Here is a 22666-nt window from a genome sequence, read left to right as displayed (position 1 = left end):
CTGTTTAACATCAAACGTGATCCATTCAACGAGGAGATATTGGATTATGGCTGAAGCAGCCCACAAAGAAACCCACGGTTTTCAAACAGAAGTAAAACAGCTTCTTCATCTGATGATTCACTCTTTGTATTCAAACAAAGAAATTTTTCTACGTGAGTTAGTGTCAAACGCGGCAGATGCTGCGGATAAGTTACGCTTTCGTGCGCTAGAAAATGACAGTCTTTACGAAAACGATGGCGAGTTAAACGTAAAGCTTAGCGTCGATAAAGAAGCAAATACCGTCACCATTACCGATAACGGTATTGGTATGACTCGCGATGAAGTCATTGCGAACTTGGGTACAATTGCTAAGTCAGGCACTAAAGACTTCTTTAGCAAACTTTCTGGCGATAGCGCTAAAGACTCACAACTCATTGGCCAGTTTGGTGTTGGCTTTTACTCTGCGTTCATCGTAGCAGACAAAGTTACGGTGCGAACTCGTGCTGCTGGTGCAGATGCATCGCAAGGTGTTGAGTGGATTTCAGACGGTGAAGGTGAATTCACTATTGCTGAAATCAACAAGCCTACACGTGGCACCGAGATTACACTTCACCTACGCGAAGACGAAAAAGAATTTGCTGATGCATGGCGTTTACGCTCTATCGTAAGTAAGTATTCTGATCACATCAGTATTCCTGTGCAGATGTGGAAAGATGAAGTGCCTGAAAGTGAAGGCCCTGATGGCGAAAAAATTGAAGGCCAGCCTGGTGAATGGGAAGTAGTAAACAAAGCCACCGCGCTTTGGACTCGTGAAAAGTCTGAGATTACTGATGACGAGTATAACGAATTCTACAAGCATATCTCTCATGATTTTGCTGATCCGCTTGCATGGGCGCATAACAAAGTAGAGGGTAAAACAGAATATACAAGTTTATTGTATATCCCTTCTAAAGCGCCGTTTGATATGTGGAATCGCGACCAAAGTCATGGTCTTAAGCTTTACGTTCAACGCGTTTTCATTATGGACGACGCCGAACAGTTCATGCCTACTTATCTACGTTTTGTTAAAGGTTTGCTAGACAGCAATGATCTTCCGCTTAACGTGTCTCGTGAAATTCTACAGGACAATAAGATAACGCAAGCGCTACGCCAAGGTTGTACTAAGCGCGTATTACAGATGCTTGAAAAAATGGCGAAGAACGACAATGAAAAATATCAGTCGTTCTGGAATGAATTCGGCAACGTGTTAAAAGAAGGGCCGGCTGAAGATTTCAGTAACCGCGAGAAAATTGCTGGCTTGCTACGCTTCTCTTCTACACACGGTGAGTCTGATGCACAAACCGTATCATTAGCTGACTATATTGAGCGAATGAAAGAAGGTCAGGATAAGATTTATTATGTGACAGCAGATAGCTTGCAAGCTGCCAAGTCTAGTCCTCACCTTGAGATTTTCCGCAAGAAAGGAATTGAAGTGCTATTGATGGGCGAGCGCATTGACGAATGGTTAATGTCTCACCTTACTGAGTTTAACGAGAAGCAGTTTGTCTCAATTGCGAAAGGAAACTTAGATTTAGGCGACTTAGAAGACGAAGAGTCTAAGAAGGCGCAAGAAGAAGCAGAAAAGCAAGTTGAAGGTGTTCTTGAGCGAGCTAAAACTGCACTTGGCGATAAGGTTGTAGACGTTAAATTTACCCATCGCTTAACAGATTCACCTGCGGTCATCGTAGCAGATGACAATGGCATGACTACGCAAATGATGAAGCTTATGCAGGCAGCAGGGCAGACCGTGCCAGACGTGAAGTATCACTTTGAGCTTAACCCTGAGCATAGCTTGGTGAAGCTGCTGGCAGATACCCAAGATGAAGAGCTGTTTAATCAGTGGGTAGGCGTATTGTTTGACCAAGCTGCATTGTCAGAACAGGGTAGCTTGAAAGACCCATCTAGTTTTGTACAGAACTTGAACACGCTTCTAATGAAGTTAGCTAAATAGAGCAATAAACCATTAGGTTTACATTTAAAAACGGGCGTAATGCCCGTTTTTTATTTCTACGGCTAACAAAAGTAAGTTTAACCATTTTATTGTGCTATATTTTGGCGGTCTAAAATTTCAAGTTAATCATATTAAGAGTTAGCTTATTCATCTTAAATAAGATGAGTTACTGAATGGGTGTAGGCGCAAATTTACAAAAGTGCCTATAAGCTGAACATATATTCGCCATTAGTCTTAAGATTAACTTTACGGTACTGCTTACACTTGTCACCCCAGTGTTGAATGTGTAAAGTGCCCGAAGTAAAAAGTTTAAAAATCATAAGCGGAGAACGCACTCATGCGAATCATTCTTCTCGGCGCTCCTGGCGCGGGTAAGGGCACACAAGCTCAGTTTTTAATGGGCAAATATGGCATTCCACAAATTTCAACGGGCGACATGCTTCGTGCTGCAATTAAAGCAGGTACAGAGCTAGGCCTTGAAGCAAAGCGTGTAATGGATGAAGGCAAACTAGTATCTGATGAGATTATCATTGGCCTAGTAAAAGAGCGTATTGCACAAGATGACTGTAAAGACGGTTTCTTGTTAGACGGTTTCCCTCGCACTATTCCTCAGGCTGACGCAATGAAAGAAGCAGGTGTTACTGTTGATCATTGCATCGAGTTTGACGTTCCTGATGATGTAATCGTAGAACGTATGGGTGGCCGTCGTGTACACCCTGCATCAGGTCGCGTTTACCACGTTGTTTACAACCCACCAAAGGTGGAAGGTAAAGACAATGAAACAGGCGATGACCTAATCGTTCGTGACGACGATAAAGAAGAAACAGTGCGCAAGCGTCTTGCGATTTACCATGAGCAAACAAAGCCGCTTGTGAACTACTACAGCGCTGAAGCGGAAGCTGGAAACTGTGAGTACCACAAGCTTGACGGTACGCGCCCAGTTGAAGAAGTGAGTGCTGAACTTGCTGAACGTTTAGGTTAATTGCCAATAACGTCAACAAAAGGTCGCTTAGGCGGCCTTTTTTGTTGCTTGTAACTTATTAGCGGATAACGTTTAATGACAACCATGAATGTTGAATTAAGCGCTGATTAATACAACGCGATATAACTAGAACATGTGGAGTAGACCATGGTTTTGCCAATCACGGCGTTTTACGCCAGCTTACTGGGTATTTGCTACCTGTATTTGTCGTTTTTAGTCATTGGCGCCAGACGTCGCCATCAAGTGGGAATTGGCGATGGTGGCCATGAAGATCTGAGTCGTTTGACAAGAGCACATGGCAACTTTAGCGAGTACGTACCCATCACCCTTATTATGATAGCGTGTTTTGAAGCTAATACTGGCCAAGTGTGGGCTGTTCACGCATTGGGGAGCGCACTGTTATTTGGCCGTGTATTACATGCCTATGGCTTAGGTCGTCACTCAGGCGTTAGCTGGCAGCGCTTCGCGGGCATGATCCTGACTTTCCTTGCTATGCTATGTGCAGCAATAGGTAATTTGGTGCTCATTCATTTCGGATTGTAAGCGTTGCAAAAAATTCTACGTATAGATAAAAAGCGCTCAAGGCATGCCATTGTTAAGCAATGCCGTTGAGCGCTTTTTCGTTTTAAAGGCTTTTAGAAGCGGTAAGTTAGTTTAGAGTATACGAAGCGGCCACGTGGGTTGTGCACGCCGCCTACATAGCCGTATAAGTCGCCATCACCAATAGCAAACGGAGGCTCTTCGTCAAGCAAGTTGTTTGAACCAATTACAAGGCGAAGGTTATCGCTGTAGTTGTAACCAAACTGCAAGTCCACCAACATTTGAGAATCAACCGTTCTCGAGGTATTTTCTTCAAAGTCCAACACACCGTCGAAATCAATGTCAGGCGTGTCTTCAAACTCACCAACAAAGCTAATGTTCAAGTTGGCATCGAACGCACCTTTAGACCAGGTTGTGCCGAATAACCAACGGTGTTCTGGATAGCCATATTCGCCAGTGTACTCAAGACCGTCTTTTTCGAACTCGTTCATGTAAGACCAATCAAGGTTAAAGCGTACGTTACCGAACTCTTGCAGTTCCATGCGATAGTTAACGCTGAAGTCAACACCAGACGCTTCTTGAGATGATACGTTTTGGTAAGTGTTGAAAATCTTCTGAATTACACCTAGCGATTCGCCTGACTGTGGATCTAAGCGTACACAAATCGTGCTGTCTTGGTTATTACATTCCGCGTCGTAAACTAAACCGAATTGCTGCTCATCAATTTTGTTATCCTGCGTAATACTCCATACATCAACGCTCAGGCCTAATTCTTGAATAGGTGCGTAGATAACACCTACGTTCCAAGATTCTGACTCTTCTGCATCCAAGTTAGGGTTACCCGCAAACTCGATATTGTAATCCAACGATTCACAATCTTGACCTGTTGCATCACAGCGATATTTGTCTACGAAGAAAACACTTTTCTGTGATGGGCCAAGGCCAACTTGTGCAAGAGACGGTGCTCTAAAACCCTGAGCCCATGAACCGCGCACGGTTACTTCATCACTTGGCGCCCAACGTAATGCTATTTTAGGATTAGTTGTACTACCAAAGTCACTGTAATGGTCGTAGCGGCCAGCTAGTTGAAGCTCAAGCTGTTCAGCTAAAGGTATAGATAGCTCTAAGTATGCAGCATATTGGTCGCGTTCAGCAGAGGCAGAAACCGATTCTGTACCGAAGATTAATCCGCGCTGGAACTGAACATCAGGAACGTCAGATACTTGCTCTTCGCGATATTCAACACCTGCTGCCATCATGACAACATCGTCGCCGAAGCTGAATGCTTCACCGGTAATGTGAGCGTCAACGCTGGTCATTCGAGACTCACCACGGCGCACAAGGCTAGTAGTAATATCATCAATTACACTTTGCGGGTTAGAAACGCCACCAAACGGCTTGTAGTTACCAAGGTTAATTTGTTCCTGAAGCCAGTCAACGCGAACCCAGCCTTGTGACTGATCACCACTTTGTTCTGAACGGCTACGGCCTTTTTGTACAGATGCTTCCCAATCGTAGTCATTGAATGTACCGCGAAGGCCAGCGACTAAACGAAGGGTGTCAGATTCGATATCCCAGCGACGGGCACCTGCATCAACAGGGCGGTAGCGACCAATTTCAATGTCTTGTCCAAACGGGTTATCAGGATGAGTACCCGGAACGGTTAAACCGAATGGGCCATAATCGAACAGGCAGCTGCCAGACGCCGTTGCGCTATCTTCTGGACAATCAGGGTCGATAGTTTTAACACCATCCACATAGAAGTAACCTGGGTAACCTCGTGAAGAACGGAAGTCCATACCACCATAAGGTGATTGGTTAGCTGTTCCGAATCGACCCATTTCGTCAGCGCCAAGCGTGCTGTTGTTGAAATAGTCGATGATAACTGTAGCACTGCTTTTATCGCTTTGAGAGCCCCATAGAATACTGGCGGTGGTCTCATCATAGCTTGGGCCTGTTGTACCACCATAACCTGCATTAATCTCTAGACCTTCGTAGTCTTTCTTCAGTACTACGTTTACTACACCAGCAACAGCGTCTGAGCCGTAAATCGCAGAAGCGCCATCTTTTAATATATCGATTCGTTCGATGGCAGATACAGGAATAGAGTTAATATCAACAAATGAGTTAGTGATACTTTCAGCAAAGGCACTTATTGCCACGCGACGTCCGTTTATTAGAACAAGCGTTGCATCTGGTCCCATACCTCTGAGGGATACCGCTGCCGCGCCATTGGCTGTTGAATCTTGGCTGTTATTACGTGTCGAGAAGGTACCCGCACCTGTGGCCGGCATACGCTTAAGGGCCTATTAACCATTGATATACAAGTTTGGGCTAGATGGAAGCAGTTTAATTGCGGAGCAGCTCTGCAGACCTAGTGGACTAAGTTTAAGAGCTGCGACAAAAAGTAAAATGCTTCCATGACGCCCCCTTCGGGCAGTGCCTGTGTTACCTATACTGCGTTGAATGTTCTCGATTTAGAGCCACTAGACCTACAAACATTCGCCTTGTCTAGATAACACTCAGGCGCTGCAAAATTGTATATCAATGGTCAATAGGCCCTCACTGTTGAAGGTTTTCATAGCCCATGCCTTTAATCATTGTTGCATCTATTGATTGAATAGGTGAAGGGCCTTCCATATCTGTACGTTTGATACGAGAACCGGTGACTGCAATTCGTTCAAGGTTGGCTGCTTCTTCGTCAGCTTGCTGTGCATACGCAGGAGATAGAGAGGTTAATCCTGAAAGTGCTAATCCCACTGCAATTGCACTTACTTTACGACCTTGTTTCATTGTTATTTCCTTATGTCCTTATTTCCATTTTACTTGTTGTGTGTTTTTGCAACACGATGATGTTGCAAAATTATGAATAGCACTCCTGATGCTTATGTTGCAATAGCGTAAAATGCGAAAGATGTGACACTTGGTTACAAAGTGTGTAAACCGAGTATTACTAATGTGAATTTGAAATAAGGGAATAGGGCATTATTGCGAAGCGTAAAAGCCTTGGGACAATGCTTCTACGACAAGACTAAATAAAAAGTGGAATAAAACCCGTGCGTTCTGATAAGAAACAGAAACGCACAAATGGTCGTATTTTAGGTATTAAAAATAGTGCCTACTTTTTCGTGTAGATAACTTTTGATGGCAAACGCAGCTGATCTGACTAGCAACCGAGTGTTTAAAAATTGAGCGTAGGTAAAGGTCTATTTGCGCTAATGTAAAGAGAATTTATCCTCGACATCTAATAAAGAGAAGTGAAAAACCTTTCTTTTCGAGGTAGATACATATTCTCTGTGTCTAACGAAAATGCAACAGAGTTGGCTTTGCCCTGGATTTCTTCAATTGGAATGAAGCCATAATAACGAGAATCAACGCTATTGTTCCTATTATCCCCCATTGCCAGCACGTGATCTCTGGGCACAGTGATCAAATTAAAGTTTTTCGTAGGGCTAGGTAATGGGTTAATCGCTATGGTTCGTGTTTGGTCTAAAATCTCCTCGGAATAAAGATTGTGATCTTTGGCGCTTACCGTTGCTTTTTCACCATTGATAAAAAGAACGTTGTTTTCTAATTTGACCTTGTCACCTTCAATGGCAACCACACGTTTAATGAGTCGGGTATCAGCTGCATTACTGTCAATAATTACAATGTCACCGCGATTGATGTTACCAGTTTTCGCGACAACAACGTCTGTGAACGGCAGTTCTAGCGTGTAGGCTGATTTATCAACCACTACGCGGTCGCCTACTTGAATGGTGGGCTCCATAGAGCCTGTAGGGACATAATACCAATCAGCAACACTGCTTCGAAACGAGAAAAGCAAAACCATAAATAAAATGAAAGGCAGGTTGTTCTTAACGCTCTGTTTTAGATTTAACACGGCTTCGGTTCTCACTTTTCGTACATTGCTCGTTAGATCAAAGTTTTATCACGACATGGCTTGTTTAATAGATGTAGATTGTAAATTACCTAATTTGTTCAAAATTGAGGTGTGGAAAATGTAACGAACTATGTCGGTAGCTAATTAAGGTTGCTCTAGCTAAAGGGTATTGAACGTTGAAAAAAAGCAATAAAACTCATATCAATCATATGTTTATATTGCACTCTGTAAAAGATGAACGCCGCCCGTTTAGGCATGCTAAAAATGTCTGAAAAAGGAATGTCATGGCACTGGTGGTGCACTTGTGGTACTTGTTACATTTTTGACTGGCAAAGAACATATATAATGCTTGAAACATTCAAACGAACAAGAATGTACACTGCAATTGCTGTAATAACACTAAGTGCAGTTTCGATAGGGTGTGCGCATAACACCAATGATCCACAAAATGTACAAACTGCTTCCGATATAACCAGCGAAACAACCGCTAATGCAGATAATAGCACTGCTTCCCTAAATACGTCACTGTTCAACGTGGACTACGAGCGTTTTACTCTGGATAACGGGCTTACCGTTGTACTGCACGTTGACAGGTCTGATCCCGTTGCTGCTGTCGCCCTCACTGCGCATGTGGGTTCAGCCAGAGAAAAAGAAGGGCGAACAGGTTTTGCGCACTTGTTTGAACACTTACTTTTTCTCGAATCAGAGAATTTGGGAAAAGGCGGTCTTGATAAACTCAGCTCGAAAATTGGCGGCTCAGGTGCAAATGGCTCGACGAGTCGTGATAGTACCAATTACTTCCAAACTGTACCCATTGATGCTTTAGAAAAAATGATCTGGGCTGAAGCCGATAAGTTGGGATTTTTCATTAATACCGTAACAGACCCTGTGCTCGCCAAAGAAAAGCAGGTAGTGAAAAACGAAAAGCGCCAGAGTGTGGATAATCGTCCTTATGGTCACAATCAATATGTGATTGATAAAAACCTTTACCCTGAAGGGCACCCATATAGTTGGCAAGTGATTGGGTCGTTAGATGATCTGCAAAACGCAACGCTTGCTGACGTTAAAGAGTTTTTCAAAAAATGGTATGTACCTAATAATGTGGTGCTTACCATCGCGGGTGATATTGACGTAAATCAAACTAAAGCGTGGGTTAAAAAGTATTTCGATGAAATTCCTGCGGGAGAGCAAATCAATAAATTACCGCCTCAACCTGCGAAGCTCAATGAGACTATAAAACGATTCCATATAGATAATTTTGCACAAGCGCCACTTTTAACTATGGTGTGGCCAACCGTACCTGAATATCACGATGACTATTATCCACTTCAAGTACTTTCTCAGTACTTAAGCCAAGGCAAAAATGCTCCGCTGAACAAGGTGCTTGTTGACGAGAAGAAGCTCACCAGTGATGTTTATCTTTATGGCTATGATGCTGAGATCGCTGGACAGCTACAGCTGCAGGTTATGGCGTTTAATGGCGTGAACTTAAACACTGTTGCAGATGGAGTTAACGAAGCGTTCGCCCGCTTTGAGAAAGACGGGATTTCTTCCAAGGATTTGGCGCGCATAAAAGCAGGTCAAGAAACAGAATTTTATCAAGGACTTTCAAGCGTCTTAGGTAAAGGTTTTCAATTGGCGCAATACGAAATCTTTGCGGGCGGGGCTGAATTTATCAGCCAAGATGTTCAGAAAATTCTGGGCGTTTCACAACAAGATGTAATGCGTGTTTATAGCTCCTATATCAAGGATAAACCGTTTGTCGCCTCTAGCTTTGTACCTAAGGGACAGCAAGAGTTGGTGTTAAGCGGCTCTACTGAAGCTAATGTAGTGGAGGAGCAAATTGTCGCGGGGGCGGAAGAGAGCTTTGATGCGTCAGTTGCGGCTGAATACGAACGTACTCCGTCATCGTTTGATCGCACGAAAGAGCCTGCTTATGGTGAATCAATAGAAATTACACCACCTAAGGTTTGGCAAAATACACTGTCGTCTGGCATCAAAATAACGGGTATTGCTAATGACGAAGTGCCTTTGGTCGCGTTTGAGTTAAAGCTAGATGGTGGCATGCTTCTAGACTCAGAAGGTAAAACAGGAACCGCCAATTTACTTGCCGCAACTTTGCTTAAAGGTACGGCGGAAAAAACACCCGAGCTGCTGGAACAGGAAATTGAGCTTTTAGGCGCTTCTCTGGAGGCCAGTGCTTCTGAAACTGACATTACTATTAGCGGAACGGTCTTGTCTAAGCACTACAGTGACTTAATGCAGCTTGTCACTGAAGTGATACTTTCTCCTCGCTTTGATGAACAAGAGTTTGAATTAGCTAAAGACGATACAATCAACCAGATTGAACAAATAAAAGCGAACCCTAATGCCATTGCATCGGTCGAGTTTAAAACACTGCTTTACGGAAAGGCGCATCCGTTTGCTCAAACGGTTCTTGGTGATAAGCAAACTGTAGATGACACAACGCTCGAAGATGTTAAGAAGTATTACGAGAAATACTTCACACCGTCATTGGCAAAGTTCCATGTTGTGGGAGACGTCAAACAACAGGACGTTGTAAAAAGCCTAGCGCCACTTAATGCGCGATGGTTACCAAAAGATGTTACTTTTGCGAAGGTACCAGAGCCCAAGCTGCCAGAAAGCGCCCAAGTCTTTTTCTATGACGTGCCTGGGGCTAAACAGTCAGTGCTTTATTTCGGCCATTCCGCCCCGAATATTACTCATGATGATGCTTATAAAGTCAGTGTGATGAATTATCGTTTAGGCGGGGGCGGTTTCGCCTCACAGCTTATGCAGGAACTGCGTGAAAACAAAGGCTACACCTATGGCATTCGTTCGTCGTTCTCTAGCGATCAATATACGGGTGAATTCACCATACGAAGCGCCGTTAGGTCGAACATTACCTTAGAAGCAACGCAAGTTATCATGGATATATTAGCAGCGTTTGGTGCAAACTATTCAGATGAAGATCTAGGCGTTACGAAAGGATTCACACTTAAATCAGGCGCAAGGGCGTTTGAAACTTTGGGTGCAAAACTGAATATGATTGCTGAGATCAGTGATTTTGGCCTGCCTGAGGATTACGTTCTACAGCAACAATCAGAAGTGAAAGCGTTAACCGTTGGTGAGGTAAAGCGCCTTTACGGTGAATATGTGCATCCTGACAAGATGATTTATTTGATAGTAGGGGATAAAGCCACTCAATTTGAGCGTTTAGAAGCGCTTGGGTTAGGGCAGCCGATATTGCTAAACCCCTAATTTAAAAGCGCTGACACTACTTTTGAGTGTCGGTTATTTTTCTGCAGAAGCTGTCTAAAAGCAAACAGCCTACGTGAACAAATATCACGCGGGCTGTTTTCAAACGGTAGATTAATAACCTAGTGGGTTTTTAGTTTGGCTAGTAGCTGCTGCAAGCCGCTTACTGCACCAAAGATAGATTTAGAACTTTCCGCAGATGCTTGAGAGTTGGTTGAAACTTCATAAGTTGCGTTACCTATAACAACCATATTTCTATTAAGCTCCTCACTTACTTGGCTTTGTTCTTCAGCGGCAGCCGCCATTTGTGTCATTCGCTCGCTGATTTCACCGATTTGCAAAACGGTAGTCTGCATTTTCTCTAAAGCTGATTGAGAACGCTTCGCAGCTTCATCGGCTTTTAGACTGCCCGAGTATATGGTGTCTACCGTATGATCAACTTCGCTTTGAAGTGCTGTAATTACTTTACCAATTTCTCCCACAGACTCAGCGGTTTTAGATGCTAGCGAGCGAACTTCGTCGGCCACTACACTAAATCCTCTACCATTGTCTCCAGCCCGAGCAGCTTCGATAGCGGCGTTAAGTGCTAAAAGGTTGGTTTGATCAGCGATGGCGCCAATGACGTCGAGAATTTTTCTGATATCCGTACTTCTCTCAGATACCGCCTGAACAGCCCTAGACGCGTTTTGCATATTTTTCGAGAGTTCAGTTACTGAATGTGTAGATTCTGAGATTTCGCTTTCTGTTTGCTTAACCGAGTCGGTTGCATTGTCAGCGTTGTCCGCAGCATCCGCAGCCGTTCTAGCCACTTCTTGTGCTGTTTGAGACATTTCAGTAATAGCAGTTACTACACTATCTATTTCTGTTTGCTGAACTTGAATCAACTTATTGGTACTTTCTGTATGACCAAGCGTTTCTTCGCTCTGTTCCATCACTTGACCACAGGATTGTTTAGCTTGTTCAAGCAGCTCACGCACCCTTTCTTTGAAGTGATTGAATGCTTCGCTTAGTTGAATCAGCTCTGCGTGAGAGTGAACATGAATGTCCTGAGTTAAATCGCCACCTTGACCAGCCAGCTCTTCCATTCTATCAGCCACTTGGCGTACAGGCTGGATGATACTTTTTGTAAACGCAAACACCAATGCAAGAGCAATTGCGGTGCATATGACTGCAACAATGAATTGCGTAGATAATAAAGATGTCACTGCAGATGAAATCATGGTTTCGAGGGACGTAACTGGTGCCAATGCGTGGGCCTTACTCACCCCCACTATCATCTTCCATTTGACGTTAGCAAGAGAGAGTGTGATATCTTCAGAGACGTAGAGCATACCTTCGCTCTCAATCAGTCCAGACTGCTGGTTAGCTCCTAGCAGGGTACTCGCTTTATCTGCGTTACCAAAAACTTCCGAAAAAGGGCGGGCAAGCTTATCTTGTGCACTGGTAGCCGCAACAACCAGCCCATTTTGACTTACCACGTATACTTCAGCATTACCGCTATACAGAGATGCCTTGAGATCCTCGGCGCGCTTTTGAATAATCGGAAGGTTTAAGTCGGCTCCAACCACACCTCTAAATTGATTGTTCGCAATAACTGGCACGGTCAGGCTGGTCATTAGTTCTGTATATCCTTCACGTATTTCATATTGATAAGGGTTGGATACACAAGGTCTGCGAGTTTCTTTGTTACATAGGTACCATTCTGCAGCTCTAAACCCAAATTCATCTAGCGTTGTATCATGTTTCAACGTTGGATCTGTAATAACCACTTGCTCAGGTTTATTGTTTTCACCGCGAATGAAATACACTTCAAAGCTTCCAGTGCCAGGTGTTGAATGTACCTTTCCTTTGCTGTTTTCTTTTGCTTTTCCGTCAAATAAATTGGTTTCAAACTGCGCATATGCACTTGATGTTAAACCATTAGCGAGCATGTTTTTCACTAGGCGTTGGGTTTGCTCACGACTTAACGACAAGCCATCGTTGGCTGAGATACTTGATGATAACTGCGCAGCAAGCGCATTGGGTAAAACATGGGCACTGCTAATTAATGTTTCAGTTTGCGCTGCATATTGTGCCGCTTTCGCTGATACAGTTCTTTGTATTTGGTCAATAACTTCATTGTTAACATGCTGGTCTATTTCTTTTTCAGTGCGATCAAGCAGCACATAGCTCACTCCAATAAATACCGAAGCGATCAAGATTAACAGCGCGCCAACAACCGACATGAGCTTAGAAGACAATGAGTGAATTTTTTTCATGAAGAAACAACTTAGATTGGTAAAGACAAGTAATGTATGAAAGTACGTTGCCAGCGAGTAATTAGTGCGTAAAAGCAATTCGCCTGTACCTGGAATGTAACCGAACATTGAAGGTGTACTGAGGAATACACGGGACAATAATACACCAGCAAATATAATAATTTTTTAAGATTAGGTTTTTCTCTGTGTACATTGGTATTGGATTTTATACGTAACGGGGTGGGGCTAAATGACCGAAAGTGCGTGCATTTAACGTATCTTAATAGTTGGCTTTGTTGGTCTCATATATCAATTGTTACTCACAAGCCGTCCACTTTTCGGCTAAGACCGGATTTCTAAGAAAATAGATGCACATAAAGAGTTGCAGGAGGCATAAGTGACAGAAAAAGTGAAGGAGTCTGGGCATAGAGAGCAAGACGTTGCCCTTAGTCATACTGAAGAAAAAGATGTACGAGATAATCAGAGTTTAAACTCTGTTTCTTTGTATGCGATTGTTCATAGGGAAGGGCTAGAAGAGCTGCAGCGCCCGATGATGTCACTGTGGTGGTCTGGTGTTGCAGCAGGTATTGGTATTTCGTTGTCTATTCTGGCTGAAGGAATTCTACATCATCTTTTTGCAAACTCTCCCAATCAGTTTGTTATCGAGAATTTAGGCTATACGGTTGGTTTTGTGCTGGTTATTGTTGGCCGACTTCAACTGTTTACCGAAAATACGCTTTCGGTCATTCTTCCCTTGTTAAGCAAGCCTTCATTCAATATGGGCTTTTGCATTGCGCGACTGTGGTTTATCGTTTTCGTCGCTAATATGTTTGGCACCTTTTTGGCAGCGTTTTTCAGCTTCACTCTGCAAGCTGTACCACCAGAGCTTGTTGAAGGGATGACTGCCATATCGGAGCATTACGCTAAATTATCAGCGTCTGACGCCTTCTCATACGGCATTACGTCGGGTTTTATCATTGCCGCTATTGTGTGGATGAAGCCTTCGGTTAAGCATTCTCAAATATTGATGATTGTTATCTTTACCTACTTAATTGCTATAGGAAATTTCACCCACGTGATAGCCGGTTCAACCGAACTTTTCTTGTTAGCACTGCAAAATAAAATAAGCATTCTTGAAACAATCTCACTAATTGGCGCAACATTACTAGGAAATATTGTGGGCGGAACAGGGCTGTTCGCACTGCTGGCTTATGGGCAAGTGGCAAGGGAAATAGAAAATTAGAAGATTGAGTTTCATCGAGCGGACTGTTAAATACTATTCGCTTGAATATGTGACATACGTTCTATACATTTTTTTAGATATTAATAGAACGGCACGTTGACCCGTATTTATTTTGCAATTAAAAAGTAATCAAAGTGAATTGGATGCGAAATTTGGTAGTGTATTTTAGCGCTGACTCTTCATTGTCTGTAGCTTCTTTTTTATATACACTTTCGCCGCATTAATAAAAAAGTCGAGTCGCGTTTAGGTTCTAAGTTGTAAAGTACAGCTTTAGTTAACAAAGCGTTTAGAAAAACTAATTCTGTGTTCAAAAGCGCTTCGTCACTTTTCATAAGTAGGCAAGCGAATCATTCAGGGATGAAAATTAATATATTGAATAAACTGTTACTTATCTTAATCGTTGCTTTTGGCGTGAAACTTTACATCGAAAACAGCAGCCACCAATTCACAGACCCTCCGTCGGAACGAAATCAACTTCCTACTCAAGAGCTTCTTGTTCAAGATTCTTTTAGTCAAACTGAGCGCGTTTCATTTATGTGCGACGGACGACAATATTGCAGTCAAATGACGTCATATGAAGAAGCAAAGTACTTTCTTAAAAATTGCCCTGAAACGAAAATGGATGGCGATAATGATGGTATTCCGTGTGAGCGTCAATTTCGAAGGTTTGACTAAACGCTAAGTGTTTTACTGTCAAATTAAAAGACCCTCGAAAATTGGTCAATTCAAATATTGAGGGTCAGAGTACTTTAATATATTAGTACGTGCGCTGATTACTTATGGCGCTCACGCAGCACGTTAAGTGCATCGTTAAGGGACATATCGCTTGCCTGAAGCAGTACAGTGAGGTGATACAACAAATCAGCGGCTTCGTTTTTAAGCTCTTCTTTGTCGTGTACAGTAGCCGCCAATGCGGTTTCTACACCTTCTTCGCCTACTTTTTGCGCTATGCGCTTGATGCCTTTATTGTAAAGGCTTGCTGTATAGCTGCTTTTTGGGTCTGCATTTTTACGGGCCGCCAATACACGCTCTAAATCTGCAAGAAAAGTAAAGGCTGGAGTGTTGCCGTCGAACCAACAGCTTTCAACACCAGTGTGGCATGTCGGGCCGTTAGGGTTGGCTAGTACCAACAGCGAATCTTGGTCGCAGTCACAAGCAACGCTCACTAAATCTAGCGTGTTACCAGACGTTTCACCCTTGGTCCAAAGGCGCTGTTTTGAGCGGCTGAAAAAAGTCACTTTACCTGTTTCAAGGGTTTTCGCTAGCGCATCTTGGTCCATGTAGCCTTGCATTAATACTTTGCCTGATAGTGCGTCTTGCACTATGGCAGGTAGCAGGTTATCCATTTTGTCCCAAGCTAGTTTATTGCTGTTTTCATTAGTAATGATCACGGGTTTACTCCTTCTGCTTGCGCCGTTAAACCGTGACGCTTACGCATGGCAACGCCATTGCTGGTTAATTCTGCTTTTAGCTCATCAATATTGATGATGCCCTTGTGAAATACCGATGCTGCAAGTGCGCCATCTACATCAGCTTGTTGGAACACATCAGTAAAGTGGGCAATTTCGCCTGCGCCACCCGATGCAATTAGCGGCACTTCACATACATCGCGCACGGCTTTCAGCTGCTTCACATCATAGCCTTTGCGCACGCCGTCTTGGTTCATGCAGTTCAGTACAATTTCACCCGCACCGCGTGACTGCACTTCTTTAATCCAGTCGATAGTTTGCCACTGGCTTTTCTGCGTACGAGCTTCATCACCGGTGAACTTGTATACTTCGTATTGGTCGGTTGCTTCGTTATAGTAACTGTCGATACCAATTACTACGCACTGTTGTCCGTACACATCATGAAGCTGATTAATAAGCTCGGGGTTATTAAGGGCAGGGGAGTTAATCGAAATCTTATCCGCACCCATTTCCAAAATGCGCCCAGCGTCTTCAATACTCTTAATGCCGCCAGCAACACAAAAAGGGATATCAATAACCTGTGCAATACGGCTTACCCAGCTTTTGTCTACCACGCGGGCATCAGAACTTGCTGTGATATCGTAAAATACCAACTCGTCGGCCCCCGCTTTTGCGTATTGCTCGGCAAGAGGCACAATATCACCAATAATTTCATGATTTCTAAACTGAACGCCTTTAACGACTTTGCCGTCGCGTACATCCAAACAGGGAATTATGCGCTTTGCCAGCATGCAATAGCCTCCTTCACCGTAAACTTACCTTCAAGTAGTGCGCGCCCAAGAATAACGCCGCCAACGTTTGTGGGTTTTAGCGCTTCGATATCAGCGATGCTGCCAATACCGCCAGACGCTTGCCAGCTAACGTGTGGGAAACGGGCTGCCATTTCTTGATACAGCTCAGTGTTCGCGCCTTGTAGCGTGCCGTCACGGCTAATGTCGGTACACAGTACATGCTTTGCACCAACAGAAGCGAAGTCTTCAAGCAAGCCTTCAAGGGCTACGCCAGAATTCTCTTGCCAACCGTGGGTGGCAATAAGCTTTTCACCGCTTTCGCTAATATTAATATCAAGAGCCAATACGATGTGCTCTGGGCCGTATTTTTCTACCCAAGACTTTACAAGCTCGGGCTGTTTTACAGCCAAAGAACCAATCACTACGCGGCTTACGCCCGTTTCTAGTAATTGCGCCACTTCTTCTTCGCTACGGATACCGCCGCCTGCTTGAAACTGCATGCGCTTAGTGTCGACCATGGATTTGATAAGCGAAAGTTGTCGCTTAGTGGTGTCTTTAGCACCTGTTAGGTCAACAATGTGTAGCCAAGTTGCACCTTGGTCGGCATAGTCGTGAACCACGTCTACTGGGTCCAGTTCGTATTGGGTTTTTTGCTCGTAGTCGCCTTGATAAAGGCGCACTACGCGTCCGTCAATAAGATCAATCGCTGGAATAATCATTATAGGTTCACAAAGTTAGTCAGTAGTTGGGCTCCGGCTTCGCCAGAACGTTCTGGGTGAAATTGCACCCCGTAAAAATTGTCTTTATTTATAGCTGCTGAAAACGCATTGCCATAAGTACAACTTGCAAGTGTGTGTTCGTACTCAGGCACAGCAAAGCTATGAACAAAGTAAAAGTAGGTATCTTGCGGGATGCCTTTAAACAAACTTTCGTTGTTATGAGAGACGGTGTTCCACCCCATGTGAGGCAGGCGCACGCCTTTCGATTCCATGCGCGCCACGTGACCTGGCATAAGGTTCAAACAATCGATGTTGCCTGTACCTTGAAAACCGCCTTCGGCACTGGTCTCCACCATAAGCTGCATGCCTAAACATACGCCTAGTACAGGTTGGGTAAGCGACTGCAGGGTTTCCACTAACGCTTTTTGATTAATGCTTGCCATGGCTGCCGCGGCGGTACCTACGCCGGGTAAAAACACTTTGTCAGCACTCTTTATCACGCTTATATCGTCCGATACGTCTACTTCAACGCCTAAGCGTTCAAGGGCAAAGCGCACTGAAGAAATATTAGCGCAGCCGGTATTTACTATGACTATTTTTTGTCGCTGGCTGGGGTTTACCACTGACATTACAGTGCTCCTTTACTGCTTGGTAGTGCATCACCCTGGCGCGTAATAGCTTGACGAAGCGCACGGCCAAATACTTTAAACAGGCTTTCTACTTGATGGTGGGCATTACCTTCGCTGGTGGAAAGATGCAGCGATAGCCCCATGCTTTGTGCAAGCGAGTAGAAGAAATGCGGTACCATTTCAGTGGCCATTTCACCTACCTGGTCGCGGCTAAATTCAGCGTCAAACTTAAGGTGCGGACGGTTGGAAATGTCCATGATACATTCCGCACGACATTCATCCATTGGCAACGCGAAACCAAAACGACCAATACCGCGTTTGTCGCCTAGTGCCTTTTTAAGCGCTTCACCAAGGGCAAGGGCCGTATCTTCTACACTGTGGTGATCATCAATGTGTAAGTCGCCATCGGTAGTCAGGTTTAACTCGAAGCCACCGTGGGTCGCAATTTGGTCAAGCATATGGTCAAAAAAGCCCATACCGGTTTGGATTGTCGATTTTGCCTGTGAATCAAGATCAACGCGAACACGAATGTCGGTTTCAGAGGTGGTACGTACCACCTCTGCAATTCGTGAAGACGCTAACAAGCTTTTCTGAATATCATTCCAGTTTAAGCTTTCACGGTTGTACTGAAAGCCGCGAATACCCATGTTCTCGGCAAGCTGAACGTCAGTAATTCTGTCGCCAATGACAAACGAACGAGTGAAATCCACCTTGCCTTGCTGTAGGTATTCTTGAACTAAGCCAAGTTTTGGCTTGCGGCATGTGCAGTTATCTTCGTCAAAGTGCGGGCAAATAAGCACGTCGTCAAATACCACGCCTTGGCTCTCAAAAATGGCCATCATGGCATTGTGTGGCTTATCGAAGTTTTCTTGCGGGAAACTGTCTGTACCCAAGCCGTCTTGGTTACTCACCATTACCAACTTAAAGCCTGCCGCTTTAAGCTTAAGTAGCACAGGAATAACGTTTGGCTCGAAAACAAGCTTCTCTAAACTATCTAATTGCTTATCTACTGGCGGCTCTTCTACGAGTGTACCGTCGCGGTCAATAAATAAAATGGCTTGCTGACTCATGCCGCGTCCTCATTATTTTTAAATTCGTTAATTAGCTGCATTAAACGCTGGTTTTGCTCTTCAGTGCCTATGCTTACGCGTAAACAGTTTTGTAAGTTAAGCTGTTTTGATTGATCGCGAATAAGCATGCCTTGGCTTACCAAGTACTGCATTAGGGCTTGCGCTTTTGCGTAGCGGAATAAGATAAAGTTTGCTCGTCTATCACCCACTAATTCAAAGCCTTCGATAGATTCCAGCGCTTCGGCTAGGGCCTCTTTTTCCCGGTTAATAGTAGCCACCTGAAGCTCAAGTAACGTTAGCGATTCAGCCGACAATGCTTGTGCAGCAATCTGCGCTACTGGCTCTGGAATAGGATAGGGCGCTATCACTTTAAGCAGAGCTTGAATCACCGGTGCCTGAGCAAGTGTAAAACCACAGCGAAGCCCAGCCAGTGCGAACGCTTTAGACAGCGTACGAAGTACTACTAAGTTCGGGTAATTGTTAATTTCATTTGCCCACGTATTGTCAGCATCGAACTCAATGTACGCTTCATCAACGACAACGAGTGCTTTATCGGCAAAGTGATTAAGCACGGTTTTAATGTCTTCGCGAGCGACCGGCGTACCGGTTGGATTATTTGGCGCACAGATAAAAATCACGTTAACGTCATCTTCAGCGCAAACGGCATTTACATTCAAGCTGAAATCGTCGTTTAACGGCACTTTCTTAATGCCCACATCACAGGTTTCAGCACTGATAGCATACATACCGTAGGTGGGCGGGCATATTAGAATGTTGTCTTTACCCGGCGTGCAGAAGGTGCGAATAAGTAACTCAATGCCTTCGTCTGCGCCGCGGGTAACAATAAGCTGTGATTTATCTAGCCCAGCATAGTTTGCGTAACCACTGACTACCGCTTCAGGCTGACACGATGGATAGCGGTTAAAGTTACTGCTATCAACGCTATATTCATTAGCATAAGGTGACTCGTTAGCATTCAGCCAATCTTGACCACCGGAAAACAAACGACGTGCCGACTCGTAGGGTTTTAGCGGCACTAAATTTTCGTTAATTAGGTTATCGATAAGTGCCGACATTAGGCGTCTCCTTGCTTAAGTGCCTGCATACGAAGTGCAACGGCCTGTTCGTGTGCATCTAAGCCCTCGGCAGCTGCAAGTGCCATAATCGCAGGGCCTAAATTACGCATGCCGTCTGCGCTTAGCTCTTGAATAGTGTAGCGACGCATAAAGTCTAATAATCCAAGGCTAGAGTAATTCTTAGCATAGCCATAGGTTGGCAGTACGTGGTTAGTGCCCGACGCGTAATCACCTGCAGATTCTGGTGACCACGGGCCTAGGAATATAGAGCCTGCGTATTTAATTTTTGGCAAATAATCACGGGCATTCTCTATTTGTACAATTAAGTGCTCAGCGGCGTAGGCGTTACTTGCTTCAATGGCTTGCTCAATGGATTCAGCCAAAATATAACGCGCATTTTCCATAGCAGGGCGTGCAATCTCAGCGCGAGATAGGGTTGCTAATTGACGTTCAACCGCGGCTTTTGCTTCTTCAATAAGTGTAGCGCTGTTAGACACCAAAATAGCCTGCGAGTCTGGACCGTGCTCGGCTTGGGAAAGCAGGTCGGCCGCTACAAACTCAGGGTTTGCGAACTCATCAGCAAGTACCAACACTTCTGATGGGCCGGCCGGCATATCAATAGCTGCACCATCAGCACGTTGGCTTACTTGCTGTTTAGCTTCAGTCACAAAGCTGTTACCCGGGCCAAAAATCTTATCTACTTGAGGAACGCTGTCTGTTCCCAAGGCCATAGCGGCGATTGCTTGGGCACCACCACACAAGAAGATCTTGTCGATGCCGCATTTTCTGGCCGCATACGCAATTTCAGGCGCGATAAGCTGTTCTTTGTTTGGTGGAGTACAAAGTAGCTTATTTTCGCAGCCCGCCACCAATGCAGGTACGCCTAGCATCAATACGGTAGAAGGAAGCGGCGCGCTGCCGCCTGGAATATAAAGGCCTACTGCGTCAAGGGCGGTGAAGCGCAGCTCGCATTTAACACCAGGCGTTGTGGTTAGCGCGATATCACTAGGCATTTGCGCTTCGTGAAACATTTTTATGTTGTTGAACGCAGTATCGATAGCACTTGCTACCTCTGGCGTTACCTTCGCAGCAAGAGCATCAATGTTTTCTTGTGAAAGTACAAGGTTAGTAAGGTCCGGGCAGTCAAATTTACGCGTGTAATCAAGTACTGCCGCGTCACCTTCTGATTCAACGCGGGCGATAATGTCGCCCACCGTTTGCTTTAACTGTTGGCTATTGGCCATAGCCGGGCGGGCTAGCGCCTGTTTTTTCTCATTTGCTGAAAGAGATGACCAAGTAATCATAATTGCCTGCCTTTTAGCCCATCATTTTTTCGATTGGCATTACAAGAATAGAGCTACAACCAAGGGCTTTAAGTTTCTCCATGGTTTCCCAGAACAAGGTCTCTGTAGAAACAACGTGGATAGCAACTTGTTCTTCATTTCCAGCAAGTGGTAGAACCGTAGGATTTTCAGCACCTGGAAGTAGGCTTTTCACCTGCTCTAAATACGCTTTTGGTGCGTGTAGCATGATGTACTTGCTTTCTTTTGCTAGTAATACGCCATCAACACGTGGCATTAGTCGGTTAACCAGTGTTTCTTTCTCGTCGCTAAGCTCGCCATCAGCGCGCTTAATAAGTACCGCTTTACTGCGGAAAATAACGTCTTTTTCAACAAGACCGTTAGCTTCAAGGGTTGCACCGGTAGATACAAGGTCACAGATAGCGTCAGCTACACCTGCTCGTGGGGCCACTTCCACAGAACCTTGTAGCATTACAGCCTTTGCATTTATGCCCTGTTCTTTGAAGTAGCGCTCAAGTAGGTAGGGGTAAGTTGTTGCTACTTTTTTGCCTTCTAGCGACTGGATTCCTTGATAATCCATCTCATTAGGTACCGCAATAGACAGGCGGCAGCCGCCGTAGTCTAGACGACGCAACACTTCATATTCGAATGGCTTGCCCGCAGCTTTACGCTCTAGCATTTTCTCTTCTAGCTCATTTTCGCCAATAAAGCCTAGGTCTACTACACCATCCATAACAAGACCTGGAATATCGTCGTCACGCACGCGAAGCAAATCAATAGGCTGGTTCGTAGAATGCGCAATCAGCAGGCGATCACGAATATTGAGTTTAATGCCTATAGCTTTCAGTAGGGCAATGCTGTCATCGCTCAATCGACCTGATTTCTGTACGGCAATTCGAAGTCTTTTGCTGTTACTCATTGAAACGTTCCTTACACGTTGTGTTTTAACTTTTGATTGCGCCTAAAACGAAAAACCCCCGGAAGTTTCCTTCCGAGGGTCGAGAATTTTCTATCTGCGCCACTGGAAGGATACATAGACCTTCCAGCACGAACCTGAAAGGTTATGCTTTGTGGTGATGGTGATGTTTCGTCGCGCAGTTAATCATTTTGAAAATTTTAATTCCTAATTTCGAACGGCTGAAACATTAGCGTTTTGAATTAGGATTTGCAAGGTTAAAGTGAACTCTTTTGGCACATTAACTCTAATTTAATGTGTATATAATAAAACAATTCGTTATGAATTAGTTTTGAACCGTAATTTTAGGCAACTCGTTGCCGATAAGTTATAGAGACAAATGCAAACTTCTGGAGGGCGTATGAGCAATGATCTACTGTTTCCCATTTTGCCTCGCAACACAAAAGTGCCGATTGAGACGGACGACCGCGTGAAGAAAGTGCAAAAGACCAAAAAGTCCGAGCATTTCAGTGAAGAAGAGCGCGATCAGTTTCAAGACGTGAAGCGAACTGAGATTATCGAAAAATCAGCTGAAAACTCGAAAGATAAAGAGCGAGGTAACAGCGAGGGTGGGCTTAAGCATATTGATATTGATGTTTAGCGA

19 protein-coding genes and 1 other annotated feature are annotated in these 22666 nt (G+C 44.4%); of the genes, 7 read left to right on the top strand and 12 right to left on the bottom strand.

Annotated elements, in window-relative coordinates; genetic code table 11:
- Positions 1-46 precede the first annotated feature (46 nt).
- The 3 genes from htpG (at position 47) to KUL49_RS06135 (ending at position 3494) form a co-directional block, all read left to right on the top strand.
- Positions 47-1969 (top strand): molecular chaperone HtpG, encoded by a 1923-nt coding sequence (htpG, locus tag KUL49_RS06145; protein ID WP_014950044.1) that lies wholly within the window; start codon positions 47-49, stop codon positions 1967-1969.
- Positions 1970-2306: 337 nt separating this feature from the next.
- Positions 2307-2951 (top strand): adenylate kinase, encoded by a 645-nt coding sequence (gene adk, locus KUL49_RS06140; RefSeq protein ID WP_014950043.1) that lies wholly within the window; start codon positions 2307-2309, stop codon positions 2949-2951.
- A 147-nt stretch (positions 2952-3098) separates the two neighbouring features.
- Positions 3099-3494, top strand: coding sequence for an MAPEG family protein (locus KUL49_RS06135; RefSeq protein ID WP_014976958.1), 396 nt, complete (start codon positions 3099-3101; stop codon positions 3492-3494).
- A 92-nt stretch (positions 3495-3586) separates the two neighbouring features.
- Here KUL49_RS06135 and KUL49_RS06130 read toward each other — a convergent pair whose 3' ends face one another.
- The 3 genes from KUL49_RS06130 to lepB form a co-directional block, all read right to left on the bottom strand.
- Complete coding sequence (locus KUL49_RS06130) at positions 3587-5785, bottom strand: TonB-dependent receptor (protein WP_131136666.1); 2199 nt, start codon at positions 5783-5785, stop codon at positions 3587-3589.
- Positions 5786-6053: 268 nt separating this feature from the next.
- On the bottom strand, positions 6054-6284 hold the full coding sequence (locus KUL49_RS06125; RefSeq protein WP_131136665.1) for a hypothetical protein: 231 nt from the start codon (positions 6282-6284) through the stop codon (positions 6054-6056).
- Positions 6285-6735: 451 nt separating this feature from the next.
- Complete coding sequence (gene lepB / locus KUL49_RS06120) at positions 6736-7389, bottom strand: signal peptidase I (protein ID WP_131136664.1); 654 nt, start codon at positions 7387-7389, stop codon at positions 6736-6738.
- 330 nt (positions 7390-7719) lie between these two features.
- On the opposite strand from lepB, the gene KUL49_RS06115 reads away from it, so the two are divergent.
- Positions 7720-10635, top strand: a complete 2916-nt coding sequence (locus tag KUL49_RS06115) for a pitrilysin family protein (protein ID WP_131136663.1) — start codon at positions 7720-7722, stop codon at positions 10633-10635.
- 119 nt (positions 10636-10754) lie between these two features.
- Here KUL49_RS06115 and KUL49_RS06110 read toward each other — a convergent pair whose 3' ends face one another.
- Positions 10755-12890 carry a methyl-accepting chemotaxis protein gene (locus KUL49_RS06110; protein WP_131136662.1) on the bottom strand — a complete coding sequence of 712 codons (2136 nt, stop codon included), beginning with the start codon at positions 12888-12890 and terminating at the stop codon, positions 10755-10757.
- 376 nt (positions 12891-13266) lie between these two features.
- On the opposite strand from KUL49_RS06110, the gene KUL49_RS06105 reads away from it, so the two are divergent.
- Both KUL49_RS06105 and KUL49_RS06100 read left to right on the top strand, forming a co-directional pair.
- A complete protein-coding gene (locus KUL49_RS06105) occupies positions 13267-14112 on the top strand; it encodes a formate/nitrite transporter family protein (protein ID WP_131136661.1) in 846 nt (281 codons plus the stop codon).
- 372 nt (positions 14113-14484) lie between these two features.
- Entirely contained in the window at positions 14485-14787 is a 303-nt protein-coding gene (locus KUL49_RS06100) for an excalibur calcium-binding domain-containing protein (RefSeq protein WP_242633738.1), read from the top strand.
- A gap of 98 nt (positions 14788-14885) precedes the next feature.
- Here KUL49_RS06100 and hisIE read toward each other — a convergent pair whose 3' ends face one another.
- From hisIE to hisG, 8 genes are read right to left on the bottom strand one after another with little or no spacing between them, the layout of a single operon-like run.
- Positions 14886-15503, bottom strand: coding sequence for a bifunctional phosphoribosyl-AMP cyclohydrolase/phosphoribosyl-ATP diphosphatase HisIE (gene hisIE, locus KUL49_RS06095; RefSeq protein WP_014979742.1), 618 nt, complete (start codon positions 15501-15503; stop codon positions 14886-14888).
- Positions 15500-16312, bottom strand: coding sequence for an imidazole glycerol phosphate synthase subunit HisF (gene hisF / locus KUL49_RS06090; RefSeq protein ID WP_131136659.1), 813 nt, complete (start codon positions 16310-16312; stop codon positions 15500-15502). Before hisF ends, hisIE begins: the two co-directional genes overlap by 4 nt.
- Complete coding sequence (hisA, locus tag KUL49_RS06085) at positions 16294-17031, bottom strand: 1-(5-phosphoribosyl)-5-[(5-phosphoribosylamino)methylideneamino]imidazole-4-carboxamide isomerase (RefSeq protein WP_131136658.1); 738 nt, start codon at positions 17029-17031, stop codon at positions 16294-16296. The genes hisF and hisA overlap by 19 nt, the downstream gene beginning before the upstream one ends.
- Positions 17031-17660 (bottom strand): imidazole glycerol phosphate synthase subunit HisH, encoded by a 630-nt coding sequence (hisH, locus tag KUL49_RS06080; RefSeq protein ID WP_131136657.1) that lies wholly within the window; start codon positions 17658-17660, stop codon positions 17031-17033. The genes hisA and hisH overlap by 1 nt, the downstream gene beginning before the upstream one ends.
- Entirely contained in the window at positions 17660-18730 is a 1071-nt protein-coding gene (hisB, locus tag KUL49_RS06075) for a bifunctional histidinol-phosphatase/imidazoleglycerol-phosphate dehydratase HisB (RefSeq protein WP_131136656.1), read from the bottom strand. The genes hisH and hisB overlap by 1 nt, the downstream gene beginning before the upstream one ends.
- Entirely contained in the window at positions 18727-19806 is a 1080-nt protein-coding gene (gene hisC / locus KUL49_RS06070) for a histidinol-phosphate transaminase (protein WP_131136655.1), read from the bottom strand. The genes hisB and hisC overlap by 4 nt, the downstream gene beginning before the upstream one ends.
- Positions 19806-21110, bottom strand: coding sequence for a histidinol dehydrogenase (gene hisD / locus KUL49_RS06065; protein WP_131136654.1), 1305 nt, complete (start codon positions 21108-21110; stop codon positions 19806-19808). The genes hisC and hisD overlap by 1 nt, the downstream gene beginning before the upstream one ends.
- Positions 21111-21123: 13 nt before the next feature.
- Positions 21124-22026, bottom strand: coding sequence for an ATP phosphoribosyltransferase (hisG, locus tag KUL49_RS06060; RefSeq protein WP_014950027.1), 903 nt, complete (start codon positions 22024-22026; stop codon positions 21124-21126).
- 50 nt (positions 22027-22076) lie between these two features.
- Positions 22077-22193 (bottom strand) — a sequence feature (His leader region).
- A gap of 230 nt (positions 22194-22423) precedes the next feature.
- On the opposite strand from hisG, the gene KUL49_RS06055 reads away from it, so the two are divergent.
- The gene (locus KUL49_RS06055; RefSeq protein ID WP_014950026.1) at positions 22424-22663 is read left to right on the top strand and encodes a hypothetical protein; all 240 of its coding nucleotides are present in this window, start codon (positions 22424-22426) and stop codon (positions 22661-22663) included.
- The last annotated feature ends 3 nt before the right edge of the window (positions 22664-22666 follow it).

Source organism: Alteromonas sp. KUL17, assembly GCF_006538305.1.
Classification (GTDB): domain Bacteria; phylum Pseudomonadota; class Gammaproteobacteria; order Enterobacterales; family Alteromonadaceae; genus Alteromonas; species Alteromonas macleodii.
Note: the sequence above shows the minus strand (reverse complement) of the source record. Positions and strands in the feature narration are given on the sequence as shown.

Bases quoted from the DNA above. Each gene is read 5' to 3' on its own strand.
- htpG (WP_014950044.1), top strand. From the start codon at position 47: ATGGCTGAAGCAGCCCACAAAGAAACCCACGGTTTTCAAACAGAAGTA.
- hisC (WP_131136655.1), bottom strand. From the start codon at position 19,806: ATGTCGGCACTTATCGATAACCTAATTAACGAAAATTTAGTGCCGCTA.
- KUL49_RS06115 (WP_131136663.1), top strand. From the start codon at position 7,720: ATGCTTGAAACATTCAAACGAACAAGAATGTACACTGCAATTGCTGTA.
- hisF (WP_131136659.1), bottom strand. From the start codon at position 16,312: ATGCTGGCAAAGCGCATAATTCCCTGTTTGGATGTACGCGACGGCAAA.
- KUL49_RS06125 (WP_131136665.1), bottom strand. From the start codon at position 6,284: ATGAAACAAGGTCGTAAAGTAAGTGCAATTGCAGTGGGATTAGCACTT.
- hisA (WP_131136658.1), bottom strand. From the start codon at position 17,031: ATGATTATTCCAGCGATTGATCTTATTGACGGACGCGTAGTGCGCCTT.
- KUL49_RS06130 (WP_131136666.1), bottom strand. From the start codon at position 5,785: ATGCCGGCCACAGGTGCGGGTACCTTCTCGACACGTAATAACAGCCAA.
- adk (WP_014950043.1), top strand. From the start codon at position 2,307: ATGCGAATCATTCTTCTCGGCGCTCCTGGCGCGGGTAAGGGCACACAA.
- hisD (WP_131136654.1), bottom strand. From the start codon at position 21,110: ATGATTACTTGGTCATCTCTTTCAGCAAATGAGAAAAAACAGGCGCTA.
- hisB (WP_131136656.1), bottom strand. From the start codon at position 18,730: ATGAGTCAGCAAGCCATTTTATTTATTGACCGCGACGGTACACTCGTA.
- hisG (WP_014950027.1), bottom strand. From the start codon at position 22,026: ATGAGTAACAGCAAAAGACTTCGAATTGCCGTACAGAAATCAGGTCGA.
- KUL49_RS06135 (WP_014976958.1), top strand. From the start codon at position 3,099: ATGGTTTTGCCAATCACGGCGTTTTACGCCAGCTTACTGGGTATTTGC.
- hisH (WP_131136657.1), bottom strand. From the start codon at position 17,660: ATGTCAGTGGTAAACCCCAGCCAGCGACAAAAAATAGTCATAGTAAAT.
- KUL49_RS06110 (WP_131136662.1), bottom strand. From the start codon at position 12,890: ATGAAAAAAATTCACTCATTGTCTTCTAAGCTCATGTCGGTTGTTGGC.
- KUL49_RS06055 (WP_014950026.1), top strand. From the start codon at position 22,424: ATGAGCAATGATCTACTGTTTCCCATTTTGCCTCGCAACACAAAAGTG.